Consider the following 19,693-nt stretch of genomic DNA (forward strand, 5'->3'; position numbering starts at 1 on the left):
TTACTCCCCTTCTGCTGCTGCGGCGCTGCCGCGCACCTTATCGCGCCGGGGCGACGAACCGAGCACCACCGCCACAGTCGTCCCACTCGGCTGCCGCGGCCTGATCTCCAACCGGCCCCGGATACGTTCCGCCCTCTCGGCCATGATCGCAAGGCCATAGTGCCCGTCCGGGCGCTGGTCACCGATGCCGTGACCGTCATCCGACACTTCGATTCGGGTGTACGGGGGATCCACCTCGCACGTGACCCACAGGTTCGACGCGCCGGCGTGCTTGCGCGCGTTGGTCACCGCCTCCTGCGCGATGCGCAGCAACTCGGCCTCGGTGGCGGCGGGCAGCCGGGCGGTGGACTCGTCCAGCGACAGGTGCACCCGCAGGCCGCCGGACGCGCCGACGGTGCGGGCGTACTCGGCGATGGCGGCGGCCAGGCCACCGTGCCGGTCCACCTCGCTGCGCAGCTCGAACAGGCTCAGCCGCAGCTCGGTGATCACCCGGGTGACCTCATGGCGCAGCGTCCGCAGCGAGTCGGCGGTCTCCTCGGCGTCCTCGTGCACGGTGGCCAGCGCGTTGTCGATGCCGTACCCGACCATGACCAGCTCCTGGGCGACTCCGTCGTGGATCTCCCGGGCCAGCCGCTGCCGCTCCTCGTTCGTCGCCAGCGAGCGCACCTCGTCGAAGAGCAGCGCCGCCTCCAGCCGCAGCGCCGCCGGGCCGGTCAGCGCCGTGACCCGGGACACCACCGGCGGCGGGTACGCGGCGGCGGTGTCCGCCTCGATCACCACCAGGCCGACCGTGCGTACGCCCGCCACCAGCGGGACGATCAGCGCGGAGACCTCACCGGAGTGCCGGGACCGGGCCTGCGAGCGGGCCGAGACGGTCGGCTGCTGGCTGGCCCAGGCGTCGGCGATGGCCGAGTCGGCGTCGAGCGTGGTCTCCCAGTCGACCCGGTCCGCGCCGATCTGCGCGAGCACCACCAGCCGGCCGCCGCCGCTGGCGGACAGCACCGCGCCCCGGTCGGTCTTGGCGACCACCCGCAGCTCCTCCAGCAGGTGCTCGGAGATGCCGCCCGGGTCCAGCGTGGCGCCGGGCAGCTGGCGGGCGACCGTCCGCAGCTGGGTGAGCAGGCGGGTCGCCTCGGCGTACGGCTGGGGTTTGCCCTCGCCGCGCACCCGCATGACGCGCTGCAGCGTGCCGGCGGTGTAGAGGCCGAGCCCGGCCAGGATCAGCCACTGGGCGCAGACCGCGAGGTAGCCGACCTGGCCGAGCTGCGGCCCGCCGTCGACCTGGGTGAACGCGGCGCTGGCCAGCAGCGTCGCCGCCGCCACCGCGAGCAGCGCGGCGCCCTCGCGGAAGCGGCGGCTCAGCGCGGTCACGGTGACCGGCACGGCGAGGTACGGCAGCACCGCCGAGGCGCCCAGCCCGCCGGTCACGCCGGACAGGTGGGTGTCGGCGGCGACCTGGCTGGCGGCCAGCCCGAGCACCACTACCTCGGCGAAGCGGCTGATCGGGGCGAGCAGCCGGTGTTGGGGGGCGAGCACGGCGGGCAGGCCGGCGACGCCCAGCAGCGCGATCCACCAGAGCTGGGTGGCGTCGCGGGTGGCGAACAGGGTCAGGGCGGCGACCAGCGCGAGGAGGACCGCGCGAGCCGCCGCCGCGAGGGGCTGCGTCGACGGCTGGCGGGATGTGGAGGCGGGCACGTGACGGATGGTAGTCAGCCCCGGTAGATCTCGGCGATCTCCGAGGCGTACGTCTTGTGCACGACCTGACGCTTCACCTTCAGCGACGGGGTCAGCTCGCCGGTGGTCTCGGTGAAGTCCTGCGGCAGGATCCGGAACACCTTGATCGCCTCGGCCTTGGAGACCGCCTGGTTGGCCTGGTCGATCGCGGACTGCACCTCGGCGCGCAGCGCCGCGTCCTCGCGCAGCTCGGCGATGCTCGTGGTCTCCGGGCGCCCCTGCCCGGCCAGCCACTTCGGCAGCGCCTCCTCGTCGATGGTGACCAGGGCGGCGATGAACGGCTGCCGGTCGCCGACCACCACGCACTGGCTGATCAGCGGGTGCGCCCGTACCTGGTCCTCGAGCACCGCCGGGGCGACGTTCTTGCCGCCGGCGGTCACGATGATCTCCTTCTTGCGGCCGGTGATGCTCAGGTAGCCGTCGTCGTCGAGGTGCCCGAGGTCGCCGGTGCGGAACCAGCCGTCGGCGCTGATCGCCTCGGCGGTGGCCGCGTCGTTGTGCCAGTAGCCCTGGAAGACGATGTCGCCGGCGATCAGCACCTCGCCGTCGTCGTCGATCCGGATGGTGACGCCGGGCAGCGGGCGGCCGACGGTGCCGATCCGGGTGCCGGTGGGCAGGTTGGCGGCGGCGGCCGGCGAGGTCTCGGTGAGGCCGTACCCCTCGCAGATGGTCACCCCGACGCCGCGGAAGAAGTGCCCGAGCCGCGCGCCGAGCGGCGCGCCCCCGGAGATGGCGTCGCGGCACCGGCCGCCCATCGCCGCCCGCAGCTTGCGGTAGACCAGCTTGTCGAAGAGGGCGTGCTGCGCGCGCAGGCCCAGGCCGGGACCGCCCGGCAGCTCCTGCGCCTCGCTCCACGCGATGGCGACCTTCTCCGCGCGGTCGAAGATCTTGCCCTTGCCCTCGGCCTCGGCCTTCTGCCGCGCGCCGTTGTAGACCTTCTCGAAGACCCGGGGTACGGAGAGCACGAACGTCGGCTTGAAGTCCTGCAGCTCGGCGACCAGGTTCTTGGTGTCCGCGCAGTGCGCCATGGTGGCCCGGGCGTGCACCACGCCGACCTGGATGAGCCGGGCGAACGCGTGCGCGAGCGGCAGGAACAGCAGCGTCGAGGCGCCCTGGCGGAACAGGTTCGGCAGCACCGGCACGGCGTTGGCGATGTCGGTGTAGATGTTGCGGTGGGTCAGCACGCAGCCCTTGGGCCGGCCGGTGGTGCCGCTGGTGTAGATGATCGTGGCGACGTCGTCGGCCTTGAGCAGCGAGCGGCGGGTCGCCACCTCGGCCGGGTCCACCGACGCGCCGGCGGCGACCAGGTCGTCGACCGCGCCGAGGTCGATCTGCCAGACCTCGCGCAGCTCGGGCAGCCGGTCCCGGACGCCCGCGACCAGGGTGGCGTGCGCGGTGCTCTCCACCACCACGGCGACGGCGCCGGAGTCGCCGAGGATCCAGGCGGCCTGCTCGGCGCTGGAGGTCTCGTAGATCGGCACGGTGACCGCGCCGGCCGCCCAGATCGCGTAGTCGAACAGCGTCCACTCGTAGCGGGTGCGGCTCATCAGGCCGACCCGGTCGCCGGGGGAGACGCCGGCCGCGATCAGGCCCTGCGCCACCGCCACCACCTCGTCGCGGAACTGGCGGCAGGTCACCTCCTCGCGCGCGCCCGTCCCGGCGGCGGGGCGGACGAACTGCACGGTGTCCGGGGCGACCTCGGCGTTTTCCCAGACCGGGTCGGTCAGGTTGGCCGCGTCGCCGACGGTGACGATCGGCGGGACGGAGAACTCGCGCACCTGCACTCCCTCGTGCTCTACCGGCGGGGGCCGGCCTGGTCGGCTCTGTCGAAACCTACCCGCACACCCCGGGGGGTCTGCCAGGGAGGTTGCCCGCCCGGCTGGTGGGACGCCGTCCGGCGGGTGGAGCGGCACCGGCCGGGAGGCGGCCGGGTAGCCTCCCCCCATGGCGGACTCCTCCACCCAGTCGATCATCATCGGCGCGTCACCGGACCAGGTGGCGGCCGTCATCTGCGACTTCCCGAGCTATCCCGAGTGGGCCGAGGCGGTACGCGCGGCCGAGGTGATCGAGGAGTACGAGGACGGCTACGCCAGCCAGGTCCGGTTCACCCTCGACGCGGGCGTGATGGCCGACGAGTACGTGCTGGCCTACGAGTACGCGGAGGACATCTCCCGGATCGAGTGGCACCTGGTCGCCCCGTCGAAGATGCAGCGCTCCCAGCGCGGCTCGTACGACCTGGCGGGCAACCCGGACAGCACGACCACGGTGACGTACACGCTCGAGGTGGAGCTGTCCGTGGCGATGCTCGGCATGTTCCGCCGCAAGGCCGAGAAAATGATCATGGATGCGGCGTTGAAGCAGCTCAAGCGCCGGGTAGAAGCACCCGGTGCGGCGCAGGAGACCCGACCCTCGTCCCGGTAGTCACGCTGAAGGAGCCGAACCATGGGCACCACTGATCCGGGTTCGGCCCGGGAAGAGGCCGAGCGCCTCGTCGCCACCCTGCTCGCCGGCGCGAAGATGGCCGCCGCCGCGCCCGGCTCCGGCGCCTGGGGTCCGCTCGGTGGGATCCTCTCCGGTGTCCTCGGTCACACCCCACCCGGTGCCGCTTCCGCCCCGGAGACCGTCGCGCCCGCCGGTTTCGCCACCGGCTCGCCGGAATGCTGTGTCTGCCCCGTCTGTCGCGGTATCGCCGCGTTGCGCGACCCGAGTCCGGAATTCGCCGAGCGGCTCGCCACCGGCGCCGGGGACCTGGCGGCCGGGGTGGCCAGTCTGCTGCGTGCCTTCACCCCGGCCGAGGCGGAGCGGACCGCCGACGACGGAACCGCCGCGCCGGCCGGATCCGGCGACCACGTGTGGCGCGAGGCGACCCGTACCGGGCATGATTCTCAGCCGGCACCCGAGCAGGACGTGTGGTCCGCCGCCACCCGGGGGGAGGGCGCGGCCGATTCGGGTGCCACCGCCGACGCCGCCGGGCCGCCGGAGCCGGGCACGGGCCGGCCACCGGCCGGCCGTCCCGTGGTGCCCGCCTCGCGGGCGTCCGGAGAGGTGGGCGCGGACGCACCAGGCGACGGGGCCTGACCACCGGACATCCCGGGACCGTACGGCCGGTTCGGCCGGTCCCCGGGCAGCACAGCAGAGGGGAGTGGCAGCGGTGACGCTGACCATCGGAGTCGACGTCGGTGGCACGAAGGTGGCCGGCGGTGTCGTGGACGACGCCGGCACGGTACTCGTGCAGACGCGACGGGACACCCCCGCCGACGATGTGGCCAAGACCCGCGACGTCATCATCGAGGTGGTCACCGAGCTGGCCGCCGGGCACGCCGTCGAGGCGGTCGGCATCGGCGCCGCCGGCTGGATCGATGCCTCCCGGTCCACCGTGCTGTTCGCCCCGAACCTGGCCTGGCGGGACGAGCCGCTGCGCACGTACGTCGGCGACGCCACCGGCCTGCCGGTGATCGTGGAGAACGACGGGAACGTGGCCGCGTGGGCGGAGTTCCGCTACGGCGCGGCCCGCGACGCCGACGACTCGATGGTCATGTTCACCATCGGCACCGGCGTCGGCGGCGGCATCGTGCTCGGCGGTGGCCTGGTCCGCGGCGCCAACGGCATCGCCGCCGAACTGGGGCACATGCTCACCGTGCCGGACGGCCACCAGTGCGGCTGCGGCCGGCTGGGCTGCATCGAGCAGTACGCCAGCGGCAGCGCCCTGGTCCGCTTCGCCCGCGCCGCCGCCCGGCAGGAGCCGCACCGCGCGACCGCGTTGCTGGAGCTGGCCGGCGGCGAGGCCGAGACGATCACCGGCCCGATGGTGACCGCCGCCGCGAAGGGCGGCGACCCGGTCTCCACCGAGGCGTTCGCCCAGGTCGGCCGCTGGCTCGGCACCAGCCTCGCCGACATGGCGCAGATCCTCGACCCGCAGGTGCTGGTGGTGGGCGGCGGCGTGATCGACGCCGGTGACCTGTTGCTCGGCCCGACCCGGCGGTCGTTCGCCGACGCGCTGGCCCAGCGCAGCCGCCTGCCCGTCGCCGAGGTGCGCCCGGCCGAGCTGGGCAACACCGCCGGTGTGATCGGCGCCGCCGACCTGGCCCGGCGGATCTGACATGACGGATTCGGGTGTGCCGCTGCGCGTCGTGTCGTACAACATCCACAGCCAGCGCGACGACACCGCCGCGCTGGCCGAGGTGGTCCGCGCGGTGGCACCGGACGTGGTGATCGTCCAAGAGGGACCGCGCCGGTTCCGGTGGCGGCAGAAGTGCGCCGCGCTGGCCGAGTCGTTCGGCATGGTGGTGGCCGCCGGTGGCCTGCCGTCGCTCGGAAACGTGCTGCTGACCAGCCTGCGGGTGCGGGTCACCGACACCAGTTGCCAGCGGTACCCGCTGACGCCGGGCCGGCACATGCGCGGCGCCGCGTACGCGCGGTGCCGGGTCGGCGGCGTCGAGGTGCTGCTGGCCGGTTCGCACCTGTCCACCGACCCGGCCGAGCGGCCGGCGCAGGCGGCGGCGTTCAAGCGGGAACTGGCCGCGTCCACGCTGCCTGTGGTGGCCGGCGCGGACCTCAACGAGGGCCCGGACGGCCCGGCCTGGCAGACGCTCGCCGAGGGGCTGACCGACACGGCGCTCGCCGCCGACCGGGCCGACCGGCACACGTACTCCTGCGCCGACCCGCGCCGCCGGATCGACGCGCTGTTCGTCGACCCCCGGATCACTGTGGTCGACTACGACGTGGTGGACACCCCGGCGGCCCGGCGGGCCAGCGACCACTTCCCGGTCCTGGTCGACCTGATGCTGCCCACCGCCTGACCGGCGCGGACCGCCGGGGCGTGACGCACGGTCAGGTGCCCGGCGGCCGGCCGACAACCGGGTCGCCGCCTTTGCTCTGCCGCCATATCCGCACCAGCTACCCGCCGTGACCGGCAGGCCGCGTCCCGGCCGGACGGCCGCGAGACATCAGCGCAGCTCGCGGCGGTGCTGCGTCCGTGGCGGCAGAGCAAAGGGCGAACGAGGGTACGCCTCCGGCGCGGCCGGCCCACTCACGCTCGGTGACCGGCGGGTCGGTGACGCTGTGTCAGGGCAGCCGGGTGGGTGGGCGGCGCCGGATCCGGTGGCTGGACAACGGCGGGCATTCTCGGCAGGATTTCGCTCCGACCCGGCACGCGTGCCGCACAAAGGAGAATTCCCGGTGTCCTCCTCCACCGACCCCGGCCGCCCCGATCCGGACCGGACGGACGTCCCGATCCGCGACGACCGCCCGGTCTCCGACCGGGGTGACACGGTCTGCGTCATCGGCGCCGGCGCCAGCGGCCTCACCGCCGTGAAGAACCTGCGCGAAGCCGGCTTCGGCGTCGACTGCTACGAGCGGGAGACGGGCGTCGGCGGCGCCTGGAACTGGCGGCACGACCGCAGCCCCGTGTACGGCAGCACGCACCTGATCTCGTCCCGGCCGTTCACCCAGTTCCCCGACTTCCCGATGCCGGACGACTGGCCGGACTACCCGCACCACAGCCAGCTGCTGTCCTACTTCGAGCGGTACGCCGACCACTTCGACCTGCGCCAGCACATCTGGTTCGGCACCGAGGTGGTCCGCGTCGAGCCGGTCGAGGGGGACCGCTGGGACGTGACCACGCGCAGCACCGGCGGCTACGGCCCCGAACGCACCTCGAGGTACGCCGCCGTGGTGCTCGCCAACGGCCACAACTGGTCGCCCAAGCTGCCCCGCTACGAAGGGCTGGAGGAGTTCCGGGGCGAGGTCATGCACGCCTCGTCCTACAAGGACCCGGCTCAGCTGCGGGGCAAGCGGGTGCTCGTGGTCGGCGCCGGCAACACCGGTTGCGACATCGCGGTCGAGGCGGCGCAGCAGGCGTCGCACTGCTGGCACTCGACCCGCCGCGGCTACTGGTACGCCCCGAAGTACGTCCTCGGCCGTCCCGCCGACCAGGTCAACGACACGCTGCTGGCGCTGCGGGTGCCGCTGCGGGTGCGGCAGTGGCTCTACCACTGGACGCTGCGGCTGACCGTCGGCGACCTGACCCGGTTCGGCATGCCCAAGCCGGACCACCGCGTCTACGAGACGCATCCGATCGCCAACAGCCAGCTCGTCTACTACGTCGGCCACGGCGAGATCACCCCGGTGCCGGACGTGGCCCGGTTCGACGACCGCGCGGTGGAGCTGACCGACGGCCGCCGGGTCGACCCGGAGCTTGTCGTCTTCGCCACCGGCTACCTGCCGCGCTTCGAGTTCCTCAAGGGCCAGGTGCTCGGCGACGAGGACGGCTCCGGACGCCCCCGGCTGTGGCTCAACGCGTTCACCGCCGGTCACCCCACGCTCGCCGTGGTCGGCCTGGTGCAGCCGGACTCCGGCATCTTCCCGATCTCGCACTGGCAGAGCGTGCTGTTCGCCCGGCTGCTCACGCTGCGCGCCACCCGGCCGGAGCGGGCCGCCGCGTTCGACCGCAAGGTCCGGGCCGGCCTCGGGGAGCGGTACTCGGCGAAGGTCAAGGACAGCACCCGGCACTGGTTCGAGGTCGGCCACGCCGACTACCTGCGCGCGCTCCAGCGGGCGCTGCACGAGCTGGAGGAGGGTAAATGACGGCGGCCCAGCGGGTGCGGGTGGTCCGGTCCTGGGAGTGGGCCCGGCCCGAGCGGCCAGCCCGCCGCGAGGTGCTCGCCGCCGTACCGGAGCGGGAGGAGGCGAAGCCGCCGCTGCTGTTCGTGCCCGGCTTCGGGCACGGGGCGTGGGCGTTCGCCGAGCACTGGCTGGGGCACGCCGCCGGTCGCGGCTTCCCGGCGTACGCGCTGAGCCTGCGCGGGCACGGCGGCAGCGAGCCGGCGCCCGAGGCGACGCTGCGGTCGTACACCCATGACGTGACGCAGGTGGCGGCGAGCCTGCCGCGGCAGGCGGTGCTGGTGGGGCACGGCGCCGGCGCCCGGGTCGTGGCGCACGCGCTGGCCCGCTACCCGGCGCGGGCCGCGGTGCTGGTGGCGCCGGTGCTCGGCGGCTGGGCGACGTTCGGCACGGCGTTGCGGCGCAACCCGGTCGGTACGGTGCCGGCGGTCTTCGGCGCCGGGCTGCGGCTCAACCGGCGGCAGTTGTTCAGCGCGGAGCTGCCGGACGCCGACGCGCGGCGGCACCTGGCCCGGCTGGGCCGGGCCGGGCGGCGGGCGCAGTGGCAGCTGCTGACCGGCCGGTCCCCGGAGCCGGCGGTGGGCCGCCCGCCGGTGCTGGTGCTCGGCAGCCCGGACGACCGGGTGCTACCGGCGACGGCGCTGACCAGGGCCGCCCGGCGGTACGCCTCGGCGCCGCTGCTGTTCCCCGGCATGGGGCACGACCTGATGCTCGACGCGCGCTGGCGCGAGCCGATCGACGCGATCCTGGACTGGCTGGACAAGGACCCGGCGCCCGCCCTCGGGTGAGCGCCGGGGCCCGGCTCACCGGGCGGCGGGGCGGCGGCCGACGAGTGTTCCGCTCTCCTCCAGGGCGCTGAGATAGGACGCCGCCCAGGCGTGGATGTCGTTGTGGGCCAGGTGTTCGCGCATCGCACGCATCCGGGCCTCGACGTCCTCCGGGCCGGCGCGCAGCGCGGCCAGCAACCCCTGCTTGAGGCCGTCCAGGTCGTGCGGGTTGACCAGGTACGCCTGCTCCAGCTCGGAGGCGGCGCCGGCGAACTCGCTCAGCAGCAGCGCGCCGGTGCCGTCGACCCGGGCCGCCACGTACTCCTTCGCGACCAGGTTCATGCCGTCGCGCAGCGGCGTCACCGCCATCACGTCCGCGACGCGGTAGAGCGCCACCAGTTCGGCGCGGTCGAACGGCTGGGTGAGGTAGTGGATCGCGGGCTCGCCGACCCGGCCGAACTCGCCGTTGATCCGGCCGACCTGGTGCTCCACCCGGTCGCGCAGGATCTGGTACTGCGCCACCCGGTCGCGGCTGGGCACCGCCACCTGGACCAGCACGGTGTCGCGGACCTTGATGTCGCCGTTCGCGAGCAGCTCGCGGTACGCCTTGAGGCGCTGCTCGATGCCCTTCGTGTAGTCCATCCGGTCGACGCTGAGGATCACGTGCTCCGGCCGGCCGAGATCCTGCCGCAGCCGGCGGGCCCGTTCGGCGACCTCGGGGCGGGCGGCGAGCGCGGACACCTCGGCGGTGTCGATGGCGACCGGGAAGGCGCCGATGCGGACCACCCGGCCGTCCACGCCGATCCGCCGGTCGGTGGCGGGCAGGCCGAGCACCTTGGTGGCGAGCTGGGCGAAGTTGTGCGCGGCCTGGGCCCGCTGGAAACCCACCAGGTCGGCGCCGAGCATGCCGCGCAGCAGTTCGGCGCGGCGGGGCAACTGCATGAACAGTTCCGGCGGCGGGAACGGCACGTGCAGGAAGAACCCGATCCGCAGGTCGGGGCGCAACTCGCGGAGCAGGCCGGGCACCAGCTGCAGGTGGTAGTCCTGCACCCAGACCAGGCCGCCCGGCTCGGCCACCTGGGCCGCGGCCTCGGCGAACCGCTGGTTGACCCGCTGGTACGCCTCCCACCAGCGGCGGTGGTACTCCGGCTGCTCGACGGCGTCGTGGTAGAGCGGCCAGAGGGTGGCGTTGGCGAAGCCCTCGTAGTGGTCGCGGAAGTCCTCGGCGCTCAGCGGCACGGTGTGCATGCGCACGCCGTCCACGTCCGGCAGCTCGGGCGCGGGGCCGGTGCCGCCGGCCCAGCCCACCCAGGTCGCGGGTGTCTGCCGCAGCAGTGGGTGCAGGGCGCTCACCAGGCCGCCGGGGCTGCGGCGCCACTCGAAGGCGCCGTCGGGCGCCACGCTGTCGTCGATGGGGAGGCGGTTGGCCACCACCACGAGGGGGCTCTGTCGCATCTCGGGCAATCCGCTCAGCAGGGGACCGGCGACCCGGAAGGAGACGCAAGCCGGACAGCCGGTGCGGGACGTGACGTTCAGCCTATTCCTACTGACTGTAAGTTACACGCTTGTTACGCCCCGGCCCAGGGCGGGCGGTGTCCCGGCATCCGGGCAGGGCCCGGCGGCGCGAGGTCAGACGACCGCGCCGTCGTCCGGGTCGTGGTCGTCCCGGTCACCCGGACGCAGCCGCCAGATCAGCATCACGAAGCCGGCCAGGATGCCGGTGAAGCCGAGCAGGGTGACCACCGACGGGTCGACGAGCGACACCACGGTGGGGGAGAGGAACAGCAGGAAGCCGAGCACGATGCAGGCCACGCCGAGCACCGCGTACTTGGAGAAGCGGGGCAGCGGGGGCGGCGGAGGCGGGGTGTAGTGCTCCTCGTCCGAGGCCTCGTCGGGCAGGTTCGCGCCGAACGTGTCCAGGCCGTCGAGCAGCGAGGGCTCGTCGTGCCGGTCGCGGCTGAGCGAGACACCGGAGACGTCGGCGGCGTACGGCAGCCGGCGCACGTCGGTGGCGGTCGGCCCGGCGGGCTCCTCGGCCCGGCTGCCGGCGGCGGTGCCCGGAGCGGGCGGGTCGTCCACGTCCTCGGCGGCGGGCCAGGGGTGGCTGCCGGCGCTCGGCGCGGTGTGGAAGCCGGCGACGATCTTCGCCCACTCCGCTTCGATGTCCGGCTCGTCGGCGCGCGGCGAGTCGCCCGCGCCCTCGTCGGCGAGCTGGGTGAGGTAGTCCCGCGCGGTGGTCAGGTGCGACCTGTCGACGTAGAGCCGGTCGACCGGGCGGGCCGGGACGGTGGTGGTGCGGGTCACCGGGTTCAGGTCGGCCGAGGGCTGCAGGTAGGCCGCGATGCCACCGGCGGCGAGCACGTCGAGCAGGTGCTCGCCGACGCGTGGATCGACGTCGCCCGCGACCGCGTACTCGGCCGCGTCGAGCCCGTTGTCCCGTCGTCCCCGACGGGGCCCGCCCCCTGACAACGGACACCCCCTTCGCCGTTCCCTGCCCGTGCCCTGAATCGTGACACGTCGGCACCCGGTTCCGGGAGTGCGTTGTGGCGTGCCGCTCGTCGTTCGTACCCTCATCCCGGACTCCGCGGCCGCCGCCGGCGCCCGCGGGGCCACGCGGCGACCCGTCCGCCGCCACCGACACGGGAAGGACGCCGGTGCTGTACTGGCTGCTGAAGTACGTCGTTCTCGGCCCGCTGCTGCGGTTGATCTTCCGCCCGCAGGTCGAAGGGCTGGAGCACGTTCCGTCCACCGGCCCGGTGATCCTGGCCAGCAACCACCTCTCCTTCTCGGATTCGATCTTCACGCCGCTGATCGTCAAGCGAAAAGTCACCTTCATCGCGAAAGCCGAATACTTCACCGGTAAGGGACTCAAGGGCCGCCTCACCAAGATGTTCTTCGTCGGCTCCGGCACCATCCCGGTCGACCGCTCCGGCGGCCGGGCCGCCCGCGCCGCCCTCGACACCCAGCTCTCGGTGCTGCGCGCCGGTGGCATCGCCGGCATCTACCCGGAGGGCACCCGCTCGCCGGACGGCCGCCTCTACCGGGGCAAGACCGGCGTGGCGCGGCTGGCCCTGGAGAGCGGCGCCCCGGTCGTCCCGATGGCGATGCTCAACTCCGACGCCATCCAGCCCACCGGCCAGATCATCCCGAACCTGGGCCGGGTGCGGATCCGCTTCGGGCCGCCGCTGGACTTCTCCCGCTACGCGGGGATGGCCGGCGACCGGTTCGTCGAACGGGCGGTCACCGACGAGATCATGTACGAGCTGATGGAGCTGTCCGGCCGCGAGTACGTCGACACGTACGCCCAGAAGGCCAAGAGCGCCGCGACGCGGCAGCCGGTCCCGGCCTGACCCTCAGCCCGCCCCGGCGATCCGCAGCAGCCCACCGGCGGTGTGCCGGCCGGCGAACTCGCGTACCCGGGCCAGCGTCGCCGCCGCGGCTGGCGGGTCCGCCTCGGTCAGCGGCCCGACCGCCAGCGCGGACGCGATCATCTGGTCGGTGACGTCGGTCATCTCCGCGTACCCCTCGGCGGCCTCGGTGAGCAACCGGCCCGCCCGCGCGGCGTCTCCGTCGCGCCGGGCCAGCGCCGCCTCGGCGGACCGGCCGGCCGCCCGCGCCCAGCGGGTCACCCGTGGCGACCGGGCCAGCAGGTCGCGCACCAGCACCGCGGCGTCGTCACCGAGCAGCGCGGCGACGTGACCCACCGCGGGCACCCACTCGGCGAACGGGATCATCCGGGTCTGGCGCCAGTCCTCGTCCAGCTCGGTCAGCAGCGCGATCGCCTCGTCCCGGCGCCCCTGCACCGCGCGGCAGAGCGCGGCGTGCGCCAGCGTCGAGCGCAGCACCCGCTGGAAGCCGCTGCGCCGGGCCGCGACGAGCGCCTGGTCCACCAGGTCCTCGCCGGTCCCCGGGTCGGCCGGATCGTCGCCGAGCGCCCGGATCCAGCCGGACACGGCCACGACGTGCATGTCCCACTCGTCGGTCGGGCGCCGGGTCGACCCCTCGGCCATCCGCAGCGCCGCCGTCCAGTCCCCGCTGTAGTACGACCGGGTCCACTGGTCGCTGAAGCTCACCGTCAGGGCGTGCTCGCCGGCCAGGTCCAGCGACCGCTGCTCGTCGACCAGCCGGGCCGAGCCGGCCAGGTCGCCCTCCTCCTGAAGCACCCAGGCCAGGTTGTGCACCGCCCGGCGGCGGCCGGTCAGCCGCTCCACCCGGCACTCCTCGGTCACCTCGGCCAGCTCGGCGTACGCCTCCTCGGCGCCGGCCTGGTAGCGGACCACCGCGAGCGTGATGCGCGCGTTCGCCCGGGCCTCGCGCAGCCCCAGCCGCTCGGCCAGCTCGGCGGCGGTGCGGGCGGCCGCGCACGCCGGCTCGGTCTCCGCGTCGAGCATGTGCGCCCGGGCCAGCTCCAGCAGCACCCCCACCTTGTCCTCGCTGTCCGGCAGCGTGGCGTGCAGCCCGATCGCCCGGTCCAGGCAGCGCATCAGCTCCGAGCGGTCGGCCCGGGCGAAGGCCGCCGTGGCCAGCAGCCGCCACGCCTTCGCCGCGCCGGGCCGGTCACCGACGTCGGCCAGCCGGTCGGCGAGCGCGGTGAGCAGCGCCGTGCCGCCGCCGTCCAGGAAACCGTCGCGGTCCCGGTAGAACGCCAGCTCGGCCTGGAACAGCTCGAGTGCCGGGTCCGGCCCGCACTCCACGCTCAGCGCGCGCTCCACGAGCGTGGCCGCCGTGTCCAGCGCGTGCAGGTCGTACGCCCGGCGCGCGGCCCGGTGCAGCGCGGACCGGGTCGCCGCCGCCTGCGGGGCCTGGTCCAGCCCGACCGTACGGGCGATCTCGTGCGCCGCCCACCTGTGGTTGGCCAGCACCTCGGCCAGGTCGTGCAGCCGGCCGTCGGCGAGCTGCTCCAGCCAGTCGGCGGTGCGCTGGTGCCGGACGACCCGCTCGGCGCGGGGCAGCCGCTGATAGCAGACGTCCCGGACCAGGACGTGCCGGAACCGGTACTCCGCCTGGCCGGGCATGGCCGAGACGGGCAGCTCGTAGACCAGGTCGCGCCGCTGGAGGTGGTGCAGCGCGCGCTCGACCCACTCCGTCGGGCGGCCCAGCGCCAGCGCCACCGGCGCCGCCCAGAACTGCACGCCGACCACCGAGGCGGCCTGGAGCACCGCCCGGTCGGCCGGATCGAGCAGGTCCAGCCGGTTGGCGATGACCGCCTGCACGGTACGTGGCATCCCGGCGGTGCCGACCGGGTCGACGAGCGCGAGCGCGGCGGTCCGCTCGGCCAGCCCGCCGTCGAGCAGCATCCGCGCGTACTCCTGGGCGTAGAGCGGGTTGCCGTCGGCGAACTCGATGAGCGGCGCGCGCGCCTCCTGCGGCAGCGTGGCCTGGCCGAGCAGCAGCGAGTAGAGCGTGTCGATGTCCCCGTCGTGCATCGGCGGCACCGAGATGGACATCGCCCCGCTGATCGTGCCGGTCCAGGCGGGGTGCCGCTCCCGCAGCTCCGGCCGGGCGGTGGCGACGACGAGCAGCGGCACGTTGCGGGCCGCCGCGCCGAGCTGCTCGACGAAGGACAGCATCGCCTCGTCGGCCCAGTGCATGTCCTCGAAGACGAGCACCGTGGGGCCGGTCGCCGCCAGGGTGAGCAGGAAACGCCGCCACGCCGCCTCGGTCTCGGCCGAGGTGAGCCGTTCCCCGGAGACGCCGACCAGCGGGCCCAGCGCCTCGGCCAGCCGTACCGCGTGCGGGTCGGCGAGGTGGCCCAGTCGCTCGCGCAGCCGGTCCCGGACGGTGGCCGGGTCGTCGGCGCCGGTCAGCCCGGCCCAGCTCCGCACGATGTCCGCCAGCGCCGCGTAGGTGACGTTCTCGCCGAACGGCGGGCACTGGCCGGTCAGCCAGGTGACCCGGGCGCCGGGCAGGCTGGCGGCGTGCCGGGCCAGTTCGCGCAGCAGCCGGCTCTTGCCCACCCCGGCCGGGCCGAAGACGGTGAGCAGCTGCGAGGTGCGCTCGGTGAGCGTGCGGTGCAACGCGCTGACCAGCAGGCCCCGCTCGTGGTCCCGGTCGACCATCGGGGTCAGCTCGGCGGTCTGCCCGTCGCGCCGGGGCCGCGCCCGTACGGCCAGCCAGATCCGGCTCACCGTCGAGCGGCCGCGCAGGGTCACCGGCGGCTGGTCGTCGTACTCCATCTCGCGCCGGGTGGCCGCCCAGGTGCTCTCGTCGACCACCACGCCGCCCACCGGAGCGAGCCCCTGCAACCGGCTGGCGGTGTTCACCACGTCGCCGGTGACGAACGCCTGGCCGCCGTCGCGCGCCGCGGACAGGTCGACCAGGGCCTCGCCGGTGGCGATGCCGACCCGGAACCCGAGCGGCGGATGCGGGCCGGCCGGCTGCCGGGCCAGGCTGCGTTGCAGCTCCAGCCCGGCGCGTACGCAGCGCAGCGCGTCGTTGTCGGTGGCCACCGGCGCGCCGAACAACGCCATGACGGCGTCCCCGATGTACTTCTCCACCACGCCGCCGTACTGGTGCACCAGCCGGCGCACGGTGGCGAAGTACGCCTGTTGCAGGCCACGGGCCTGCTCCGGGTCGGCCCGCTCGGCGTATGTCGTGAAGTCGACGATGTCGATGAAGAGCACGCTCACCTGGCGGCGGTCCTCCTGCACGGCGACCGCGTGGTCGCGCAGCGGCTGACCGCAGTTCGTGCAGAAGTTGGCGCCGGTGTCGTTGGCGTGGCCGCAGCCAGGGCAGGCAGCCGCCAGCGGACGACCGCACCCACCGCAGAAACGGTCGTCCGGCCCGGCGGTCCGGGCGCAGTGTCCACAGGTGAGGTCGATGTCGGGCTCCGTACGCGTGAGGTCCCCAGTGTCCCGCGCGGCCGCGCAGTCGGGTACCCGACGGGTCGGCGGGACGTCACGGCTGTTCGGCCGGGTCTAGTCTCCCCTAGCAGGAAGTCCCGTCGACAGGGAGTTTGCCGTGCACGTCCGGCTGTCCGCCGCATGGACCGATCCACGGGGGACGGTGTGGGCCGTCGGCGACACGGTCGACGTGGACGCCGTAACCCTCGCCGAACTGGAGGAAAAAGGCATGGTGGAGCAGCCCGCGGGTAGTGGATCGACCGAGACCACGACCACCACGACGACCCCGCCGAAGAAGACCGACCCGTCGAAGATCGGCCCGGGCCCGAGCGCGCCCCCGGCCGACACCGACAACGACTGACCGGGCGTACGACGAACGGGCGTACGACGAACGCGGCGGGGGCCGGCGGGACGACCGCCGGCCCCGCCGTCGTCGTGTCAGCGGTCGTTCATGCCGGCCCGGCGGCGCAGCGCGGCCACATCGGTGACCACGATGCGGCGGCCTTCGGTGCGCAGCCAGCCGCGGCTGGCGAACGAGCCGATGGCCTGGTTGACGCTCTGCCGGGAACCGCCCGCCATCTCGGCGAGCTGGCTCTGGTTCAACTCGATGGTGATCATCGGGGCCTGGCTCTCGCCGGCCAGCCGGACCAGCGTCTTGGCCACCCGGCCGGGCAGGTCGAGGAAGACGTGGTCGGCGTTCTGCTCGGTGAGCCGGCGGATCAGCTGGCCCAGGGAGCGCATCACCGCGTCCAGGATGCGCGGGTTGGAGTGCACCAGTTCCATGAACGCGGGCCGGGACAGCGCCAGCGCGGCGCAGTCCTCGATCGCCTCGGCCGACGCCGAGCGGGTGGAGGCGTCCAACAGGGACACCTCGCCGAGCACGTCCGGGGGTCGGATGACCGACAGCACCGCGCGTTCGCCGGTCGGTGCGGTGCGGAAAACCGCCACCGCGCCACGGCGCAGCACGATCAGCGACTCACCGGGGTCGTTCTCGACGAAGAGAAGCTGGCCCTTGCGGTAGGTGCGCGGTACGGCGGCGGCGATGACACGTTGCCGCACCTCCGGCTCCAGCCCGGCGAACATCTCCACACCCGTGAGCGCGTCACCCGGCTCCGGCAGGCGAGACTCCACGGCTCAACCCCTCCCCGGTCAGAAGTCACGACTCGCACACCGGGTGAAGCTGTCATTCCCGGTACGAGGCAGCTCAACCGGTTCGGCGCCCGACGGCGGTACACATCAGATCATGACGCTCTCGTCGCGTGCTGTACACCCCCGGAAACACTTCCGTGACCATGCCCGGCCGCCGCCGGCACGCCGCCGACCTCGGCGGACGCCCCGGCGACCGGCCCGTGCCGGTGATGGGCGAGGATGGGGGTGATGGTCTACCGCTATTTCTACGACTGCGAATTCATCGAGGACGGCCGCATCGTCGACCTGGTGTCGATCGGCGTCGTCGACGAGTACGGCCGCGAGTTCTACGCGGTCTCCACCGAGTTCGACGACTCCCGGGCGGTGCCCTGGGTGCGGCGCAACGTGCTGGACAAGCTCCCGTCGCCTGCTGACCGGGCGTGGCGCTCCCGCGCGCGCATCCGCGACGACCTGCACGAGTTCCTGCTGGAGCCGGTGCGGGACCGGCCGGGCGAGCAGTTGGAGCTGTGGGCCTGGTACGCCGCCTACGACCACGTCGTGCTGGCCCAGCTCTGGGGCGCGATGCCGGCGCTGCCCCGGGAGATCCCTCGCTTCACCAAGGAGCTGCGCCAGCTCTGGGACGACCGGGGGCGCCCCCGGCTGCCGGACGCCGAGGCCGACCGGCACGACGCGCTCGTCGACGCGCGGCACAACCTGGCGCGGTGGCGGGCGATGACCGCGCGGGAGGTTTGACCGGTTCCGCCCAGGGCACCGGAGCGGCATCTACGCCGATCCGAGACAGGAGTGCCCCATGAGCCATGAGCCGACAAACGCCGCGGATGCCCGCCGCCGGGTCACCGAGCTGATCCGGGACGCCCGGATCTGCCTGCTCACCACGACCGGCGTGGACGGCCGTCTGATCAGCCGCCCGATGGGGTTGCAGGAGGCCGATTTCGACGGCGACCTGTGGTTCTTCGCGTACGCCGACTCGGCGAAGGTCCGGCAGATCCGGGTGAATCCGCAGGTCAATGTCGGTTTCTCCGACCAGCGCCACCACGCCTGGGTGTCGGTCGCCGGCACCGCCACCGAGGAGTGGGATCCCGAGCGGGCGAAGGAGCTGTGGAACCCGCTGCTGAAGGCGTGGTTCCCGGACGGGCTGGACACGCCCGGGATCACGTTGATCAAGGTGCACGCCGGGTCGGCGGAGTACTGGGACTCGCCCGGCAGCACCGTGGTCAACCTGCTCGGCTTCGCCAAGGCGGCGGTGACCGGCAAGCCGCCGAAGGCGGGGGAGAACCACGAGGTCGACTACTGACGGGTAGCCCGTCCGCCGTCCGGAACGGCCCGGGGTGCGGTGTCGGCGTACACCTGCGCCGACTACAGTGCGCAGTGACGGCCCGCCCCGGGCCGGCAACGGCGCCGATGGTCTGATCTGACACATATCCTGGGGCTTATCCGGGCTTCACCTGATGCTCCAGGAGGATGAGCAGATCATGCGTATCGGAGTGCTCACCGGCGGCGGCGACTGCCCAGGTCTCAACGCGGTGATTCGGGCGGTGGTCCGCAAGGGCGTCGCCACCTACGGTCACGAGTTCGTGGGCTTCCGGGACGGCTGGAAGGGCCCGCTGGAGGGTCTGACCAAGCCCCTGGGCATCCCCGAGGTGCGCGGCATCCTGCCCCGCGGCGGCACCATCCTCGGCTCGTCCCGCACCAACCCGTTCAAGATCGAGAACGGCGTGGAGCGGATCAAGGACAACCTCGCCGCCCAGGGCGTGGACGCCCTGATCGCGATCGGCGGCGAGGACACGCTCGGCGTCGCGACCAAGCTGCACGAGCTGGGCGTCAACGTCATCGGCGTGCCGAAGACGATCGACAACGACCTCGGTGCGACGGACTACACGTTCGGCTTCGACACCGCCGTCAACATCGCCATGGAGGCGATCGACCGGCTGCACACCACCGCGGAGAGCCACCACCGCACGCTCGTGGTCGAGGTCATGGGCCGCCACGCCGGCTGGATCGCCCTGCACGCCGGCCTCGCCGGTGGCGCCAACGTGATCCTGCTGCCGGAGCGGCAGTTCGACGTCGAGCAGGTCGCCGGCTACGTCGAGAAGCGCTTCCAGCACCAGTACGCCCCGATCGTCGTGGTCGCCGAGGGCGCCCAGCCGCTGGACGGCCAGATGGTGCTGCACAACCAGGAGCTGGACGCGTTCGGTCACGTCCGTCTCGGCGGCATCGGCCAGTGGCTGGCCGAGCAGCTGGAGGCGAAGACCGGCAAGGAGGCCCGCACCGTGGTGCTCGGCCACATCCAGCGCGGCGGCACCCCGACTGCTTTCGACCGGGTGCTGGCCACGCGGCTCGGCCTCCACGCGATCGACGCCGCGAACGAGGGCGACTGGGGCAAGATGGTCGCGATGCAGAGCACGGACATCGTCCGTGTCCCGCTCGCCGACGCCACCCGCGAGCTGAAGACCGTGCCGCTGGAGCGGTACGCCGAGGCCGAAGTCTTCTTCGGTAGCTGATCGACGGCCTACGGGCGTGGCGGGCCGGCGACCCGGCCCGCCACGCCCGTGCCCACGTGACCCGGGAAGGGGTACGGCT

17 protein-coding genes are annotated in these 19,693 nt (G+C 73.7%); 11 read left to right on the top strand and 6 right to left on the bottom strand.

Features of this window, described 5'->3' with window-relative positions:
* Together O7607_RS20775 and O7607_RS20780 are read right to left on the bottom strand one after the other, a co-directional pair.
* A complete protein-coding gene (locus O7607_RS20775; protein ID WP_269704840.1) occupies positions 1–1,695 on the bottom strand; it encodes a sensor histidine kinase in 1,695 nt (564 codons plus the stop codon).
* 14 nt (positions 1,696–1,709) lie between these two features.
* Positions 1,710–3,512 (bottom strand): AMP-dependent synthetase/ligase, encoded by a 1,803-nt coding sequence (locus O7607_RS20780; RefSeq protein WP_269704841.1) that lies wholly within the window; start codon positions 3,510–3,512, stop codon positions 1,710–1,712.
* A 166-nt stretch (positions 3,513–3,678) separates the two neighbouring features.
* On the opposite strand from O7607_RS20780, the gene O7607_RS20785 reads away from it, so the two are divergent.
* From O7607_RS20785 to O7607_RS20810, 6 genes are all read left to right on the top strand, one after another.
* The gene (locus O7607_RS20785) at positions 3,679–4,155 is read left to right on the top strand and encodes an SRPBCC family protein (protein ID WP_269704842.1); all 477 of its coding nucleotides are present in this window, start codon (positions 3,679–3,681) and stop codon (positions 4,153–4,155) included.
* 21 nt (positions 4,156–4,176) lie between these two features.
* Complete coding sequence (locus tag O7607_RS20790; protein WP_269704843.1) at positions 4,177–4,812, top strand: hypothetical protein; 636 nt, start codon at positions 4,177–4,179, stop codon at positions 4,810–4,812.
* Between the two features lie 73 nt (positions 4,813–4,885).
* Entirely contained in the window at positions 4,886–5,833 is a 948-nt protein-coding gene (locus tag O7607_RS20795) for an ROK family glucokinase (RefSeq protein WP_026267860.1), read from the top strand.
* Between the two features lies 1 nt (position 5,834).
* Complete coding sequence (locus O7607_RS20800; RefSeq protein ID WP_269704844.1) at positions 5,835–6,533, top strand: endonuclease/exonuclease/phosphatase family protein; 699 nt, start codon at positions 5,835–5,837, stop codon at positions 6,531–6,533.
* A gap of 379 nt (positions 6,534–6,912) precedes the next feature.
* A complete protein-coding gene (locus tag O7607_RS20805) occupies positions 6,913–8,319 on the top strand; it encodes a flavin-containing monooxygenase (protein WP_269704845.1) in 1,407 nt (468 codons plus the stop codon).
* Positions 8,316–9,143 carry an alpha/beta hydrolase gene (locus tag O7607_RS20810; protein ID WP_269704846.1) on the top strand — a complete coding sequence of 276 codons (828 nt, stop codon included), beginning with the start codon at positions 8,316–8,318 and terminating at the stop codon, positions 9,141–9,143. Before O7607_RS20805 ends, O7607_RS20810 begins: the two co-directional genes overlap by 4 nt.
* A gap of 15 nt (positions 9,144–9,158) precedes the next feature.
* On the opposite strand, the gene O7607_RS20815 is transcribed toward O7607_RS20810, so the two are convergent.
* Complete coding sequence (locus O7607_RS20815; RefSeq protein WP_269704847.1) at positions 9,159–10,577, bottom strand: alpha,alpha-trehalose-phosphate synthase (UDP-forming); 1,419 nt, start codon at positions 10,575–10,577, stop codon at positions 9,159–9,161.
* A gap of 174 nt (positions 10,578–10,751) precedes the next feature.
* Positions 10,752–11,591 (bottom strand): DUF308 domain-containing protein, encoded by an 840-nt coding sequence (locus O7607_RS20820; RefSeq protein WP_269704848.1) that lies wholly within the window; start codon positions 11,589–11,591, stop codon positions 10,752–10,754.
* Positions 11,592–11,776: 185 nt separating this feature from the next.
* Here O7607_RS20820 and O7607_RS20825 point away from each other — a divergent pair, with 185 nt between their 5' ends.
* On the top strand, positions 11,777–12,472 hold the full coding sequence (locus O7607_RS20825) for a lysophospholipid acyltransferase family protein (RefSeq protein ID WP_269704849.1): 696 nt from the start codon (positions 11,777–11,779) through the stop codon (positions 12,470–12,472).
* A gap of 3 nt (positions 12,473–12,475) precedes the next feature.
* On the opposite strand, the gene O7607_RS20830 is transcribed toward O7607_RS20825, so the two are convergent.
* Positions 12,476–15,943 (bottom strand): ATP-binding protein, encoded by a 3,468-nt coding sequence (locus O7607_RS20830; RefSeq protein ID WP_269707046.1) that lies wholly within the window; start codon positions 15,941–15,943, stop codon positions 12,476–12,478.
* Positions 15,944–16,082: 139 nt separating this feature from the next.
* Between O7607_RS20830 and O7607_RS20835 the strand changes: the two genes are divergently transcribed.
* Positions 16,083–16,325, top strand: a complete 243-nt coding sequence (locus O7607_RS20835) for a hypothetical protein (RefSeq protein ID WP_269704850.1) — start codon at positions 16,083–16,085, stop codon at positions 16,323–16,325.
* 77 nt (positions 16,326–16,402) lie between these two features.
* Here the strand turns inward: O7607_RS20835 and O7607_RS20840 are convergent, their stop codons facing one another.
* Positions 16,403–17,095, bottom strand: coding sequence for a Crp/Fnr family transcriptional regulator (locus tag O7607_RS20840; protein WP_013287664.1), 693 nt, complete (start codon positions 17,093–17,095; stop codon positions 16,403–16,405).
* A gap of 246 nt (positions 17,096–17,341) precedes the next feature.
* On the opposite strand from O7607_RS20840, the gene O7607_RS20845 reads away from it, so the two are divergent.
* The 3 genes from O7607_RS20845 to O7607_RS20855 all read left to right on the top strand — a co-directional run bounded on the left by O7607_RS20845 (position 17,342) and on the right by O7607_RS20855 (position 19,614).
* Positions 17,342–17,845 (top strand): polyadenylate-specific 3'-exoribonuclease AS, encoded by a 504-nt coding sequence (locus O7607_RS20845; RefSeq protein ID WP_013287663.1) that lies wholly within the window; start codon positions 17,342–17,344, stop codon positions 17,843–17,845.
* Positions 17,846–17,903: 58 nt separating this feature from the next.
* Entirely contained in the window at positions 17,904–18,407 is a 504-nt protein-coding gene (locus tag O7607_RS20850) for a pyridoxamine 5'-phosphate oxidase family protein (RefSeq protein WP_269704851.1), read from the top strand.
* Positions 18,408–18,585: 178 nt separating this feature from the next.
* Positions 18,586–19,614, top strand: a complete 1,029-nt coding sequence (locus O7607_RS20855; RefSeq protein ID WP_269707047.1) for a 6-phosphofructokinase — start codon at positions 18,586–18,588, stop codon at positions 19,612–19,614.
* The last annotated feature ends 79 nt before the right edge of the window (positions 19,615–19,693 follow it).

This window comes from Micromonospora sp. WMMA1949, from assembly GCF_027460145.1.
GTDB lineage: Bacteria > Actinomycetota > Actinomycetes > Mycobacteriales > Micromonosporaceae > Micromonospora.

Coding starts and splice junctions, on each gene's coding strand:
- O7607_RS20815 (WP_269704847.1), bottom strand. CDS start 10,577: ATGCGACAGAGCCCCCTCGTGGTGGTGGCCAACCGCCTCCCCATCGAC.
- O7607_RS20790 (WP_269704843.1), top strand. CDS start 4,177: ATGGGCACCACTGATCCGGGTTCGGCCCGGGAAGAGGCCGAGCGCCTC.
- O7607_RS20810 (WP_269704846.1), top strand. CDS start 8,316: ATGACGGCGGCCCAGCGGGTGCGGGTGGTCCGGTCCTGGGAGTGGGCC.
- O7607_RS20845 (WP_013287663.1), top strand. CDS start 17,342: ATGGTCTACCGCTATTTCTACGACTGCGAATTCATCGAGGACGGCCGC.
- O7607_RS20800 (WP_269704844.1), top strand. CDS start 5,835: ATGACGGATTCGGGTGTGCCGCTGCGCGTCGTGTCGTACAACATCCAC.
- O7607_RS20850 (WP_269704851.1), top strand. CDS start 17,904: ATGAGCCATGAGCCGACAAACGCCGCGGATGCCCGCCGCCGGGTCACC.
- O7607_RS20855 (WP_269707047.1), top strand. CDS start 18,586: ATGCGTATCGGAGTGCTCACCGGCGGCGGCGACTGCCCAGGTCTCAAC.
- O7607_RS20785 (WP_269704842.1), top strand. CDS start 3,679: ATGGCGGACTCCTCCACCCAGTCGATCATCATCGGCGCGTCACCGGAC.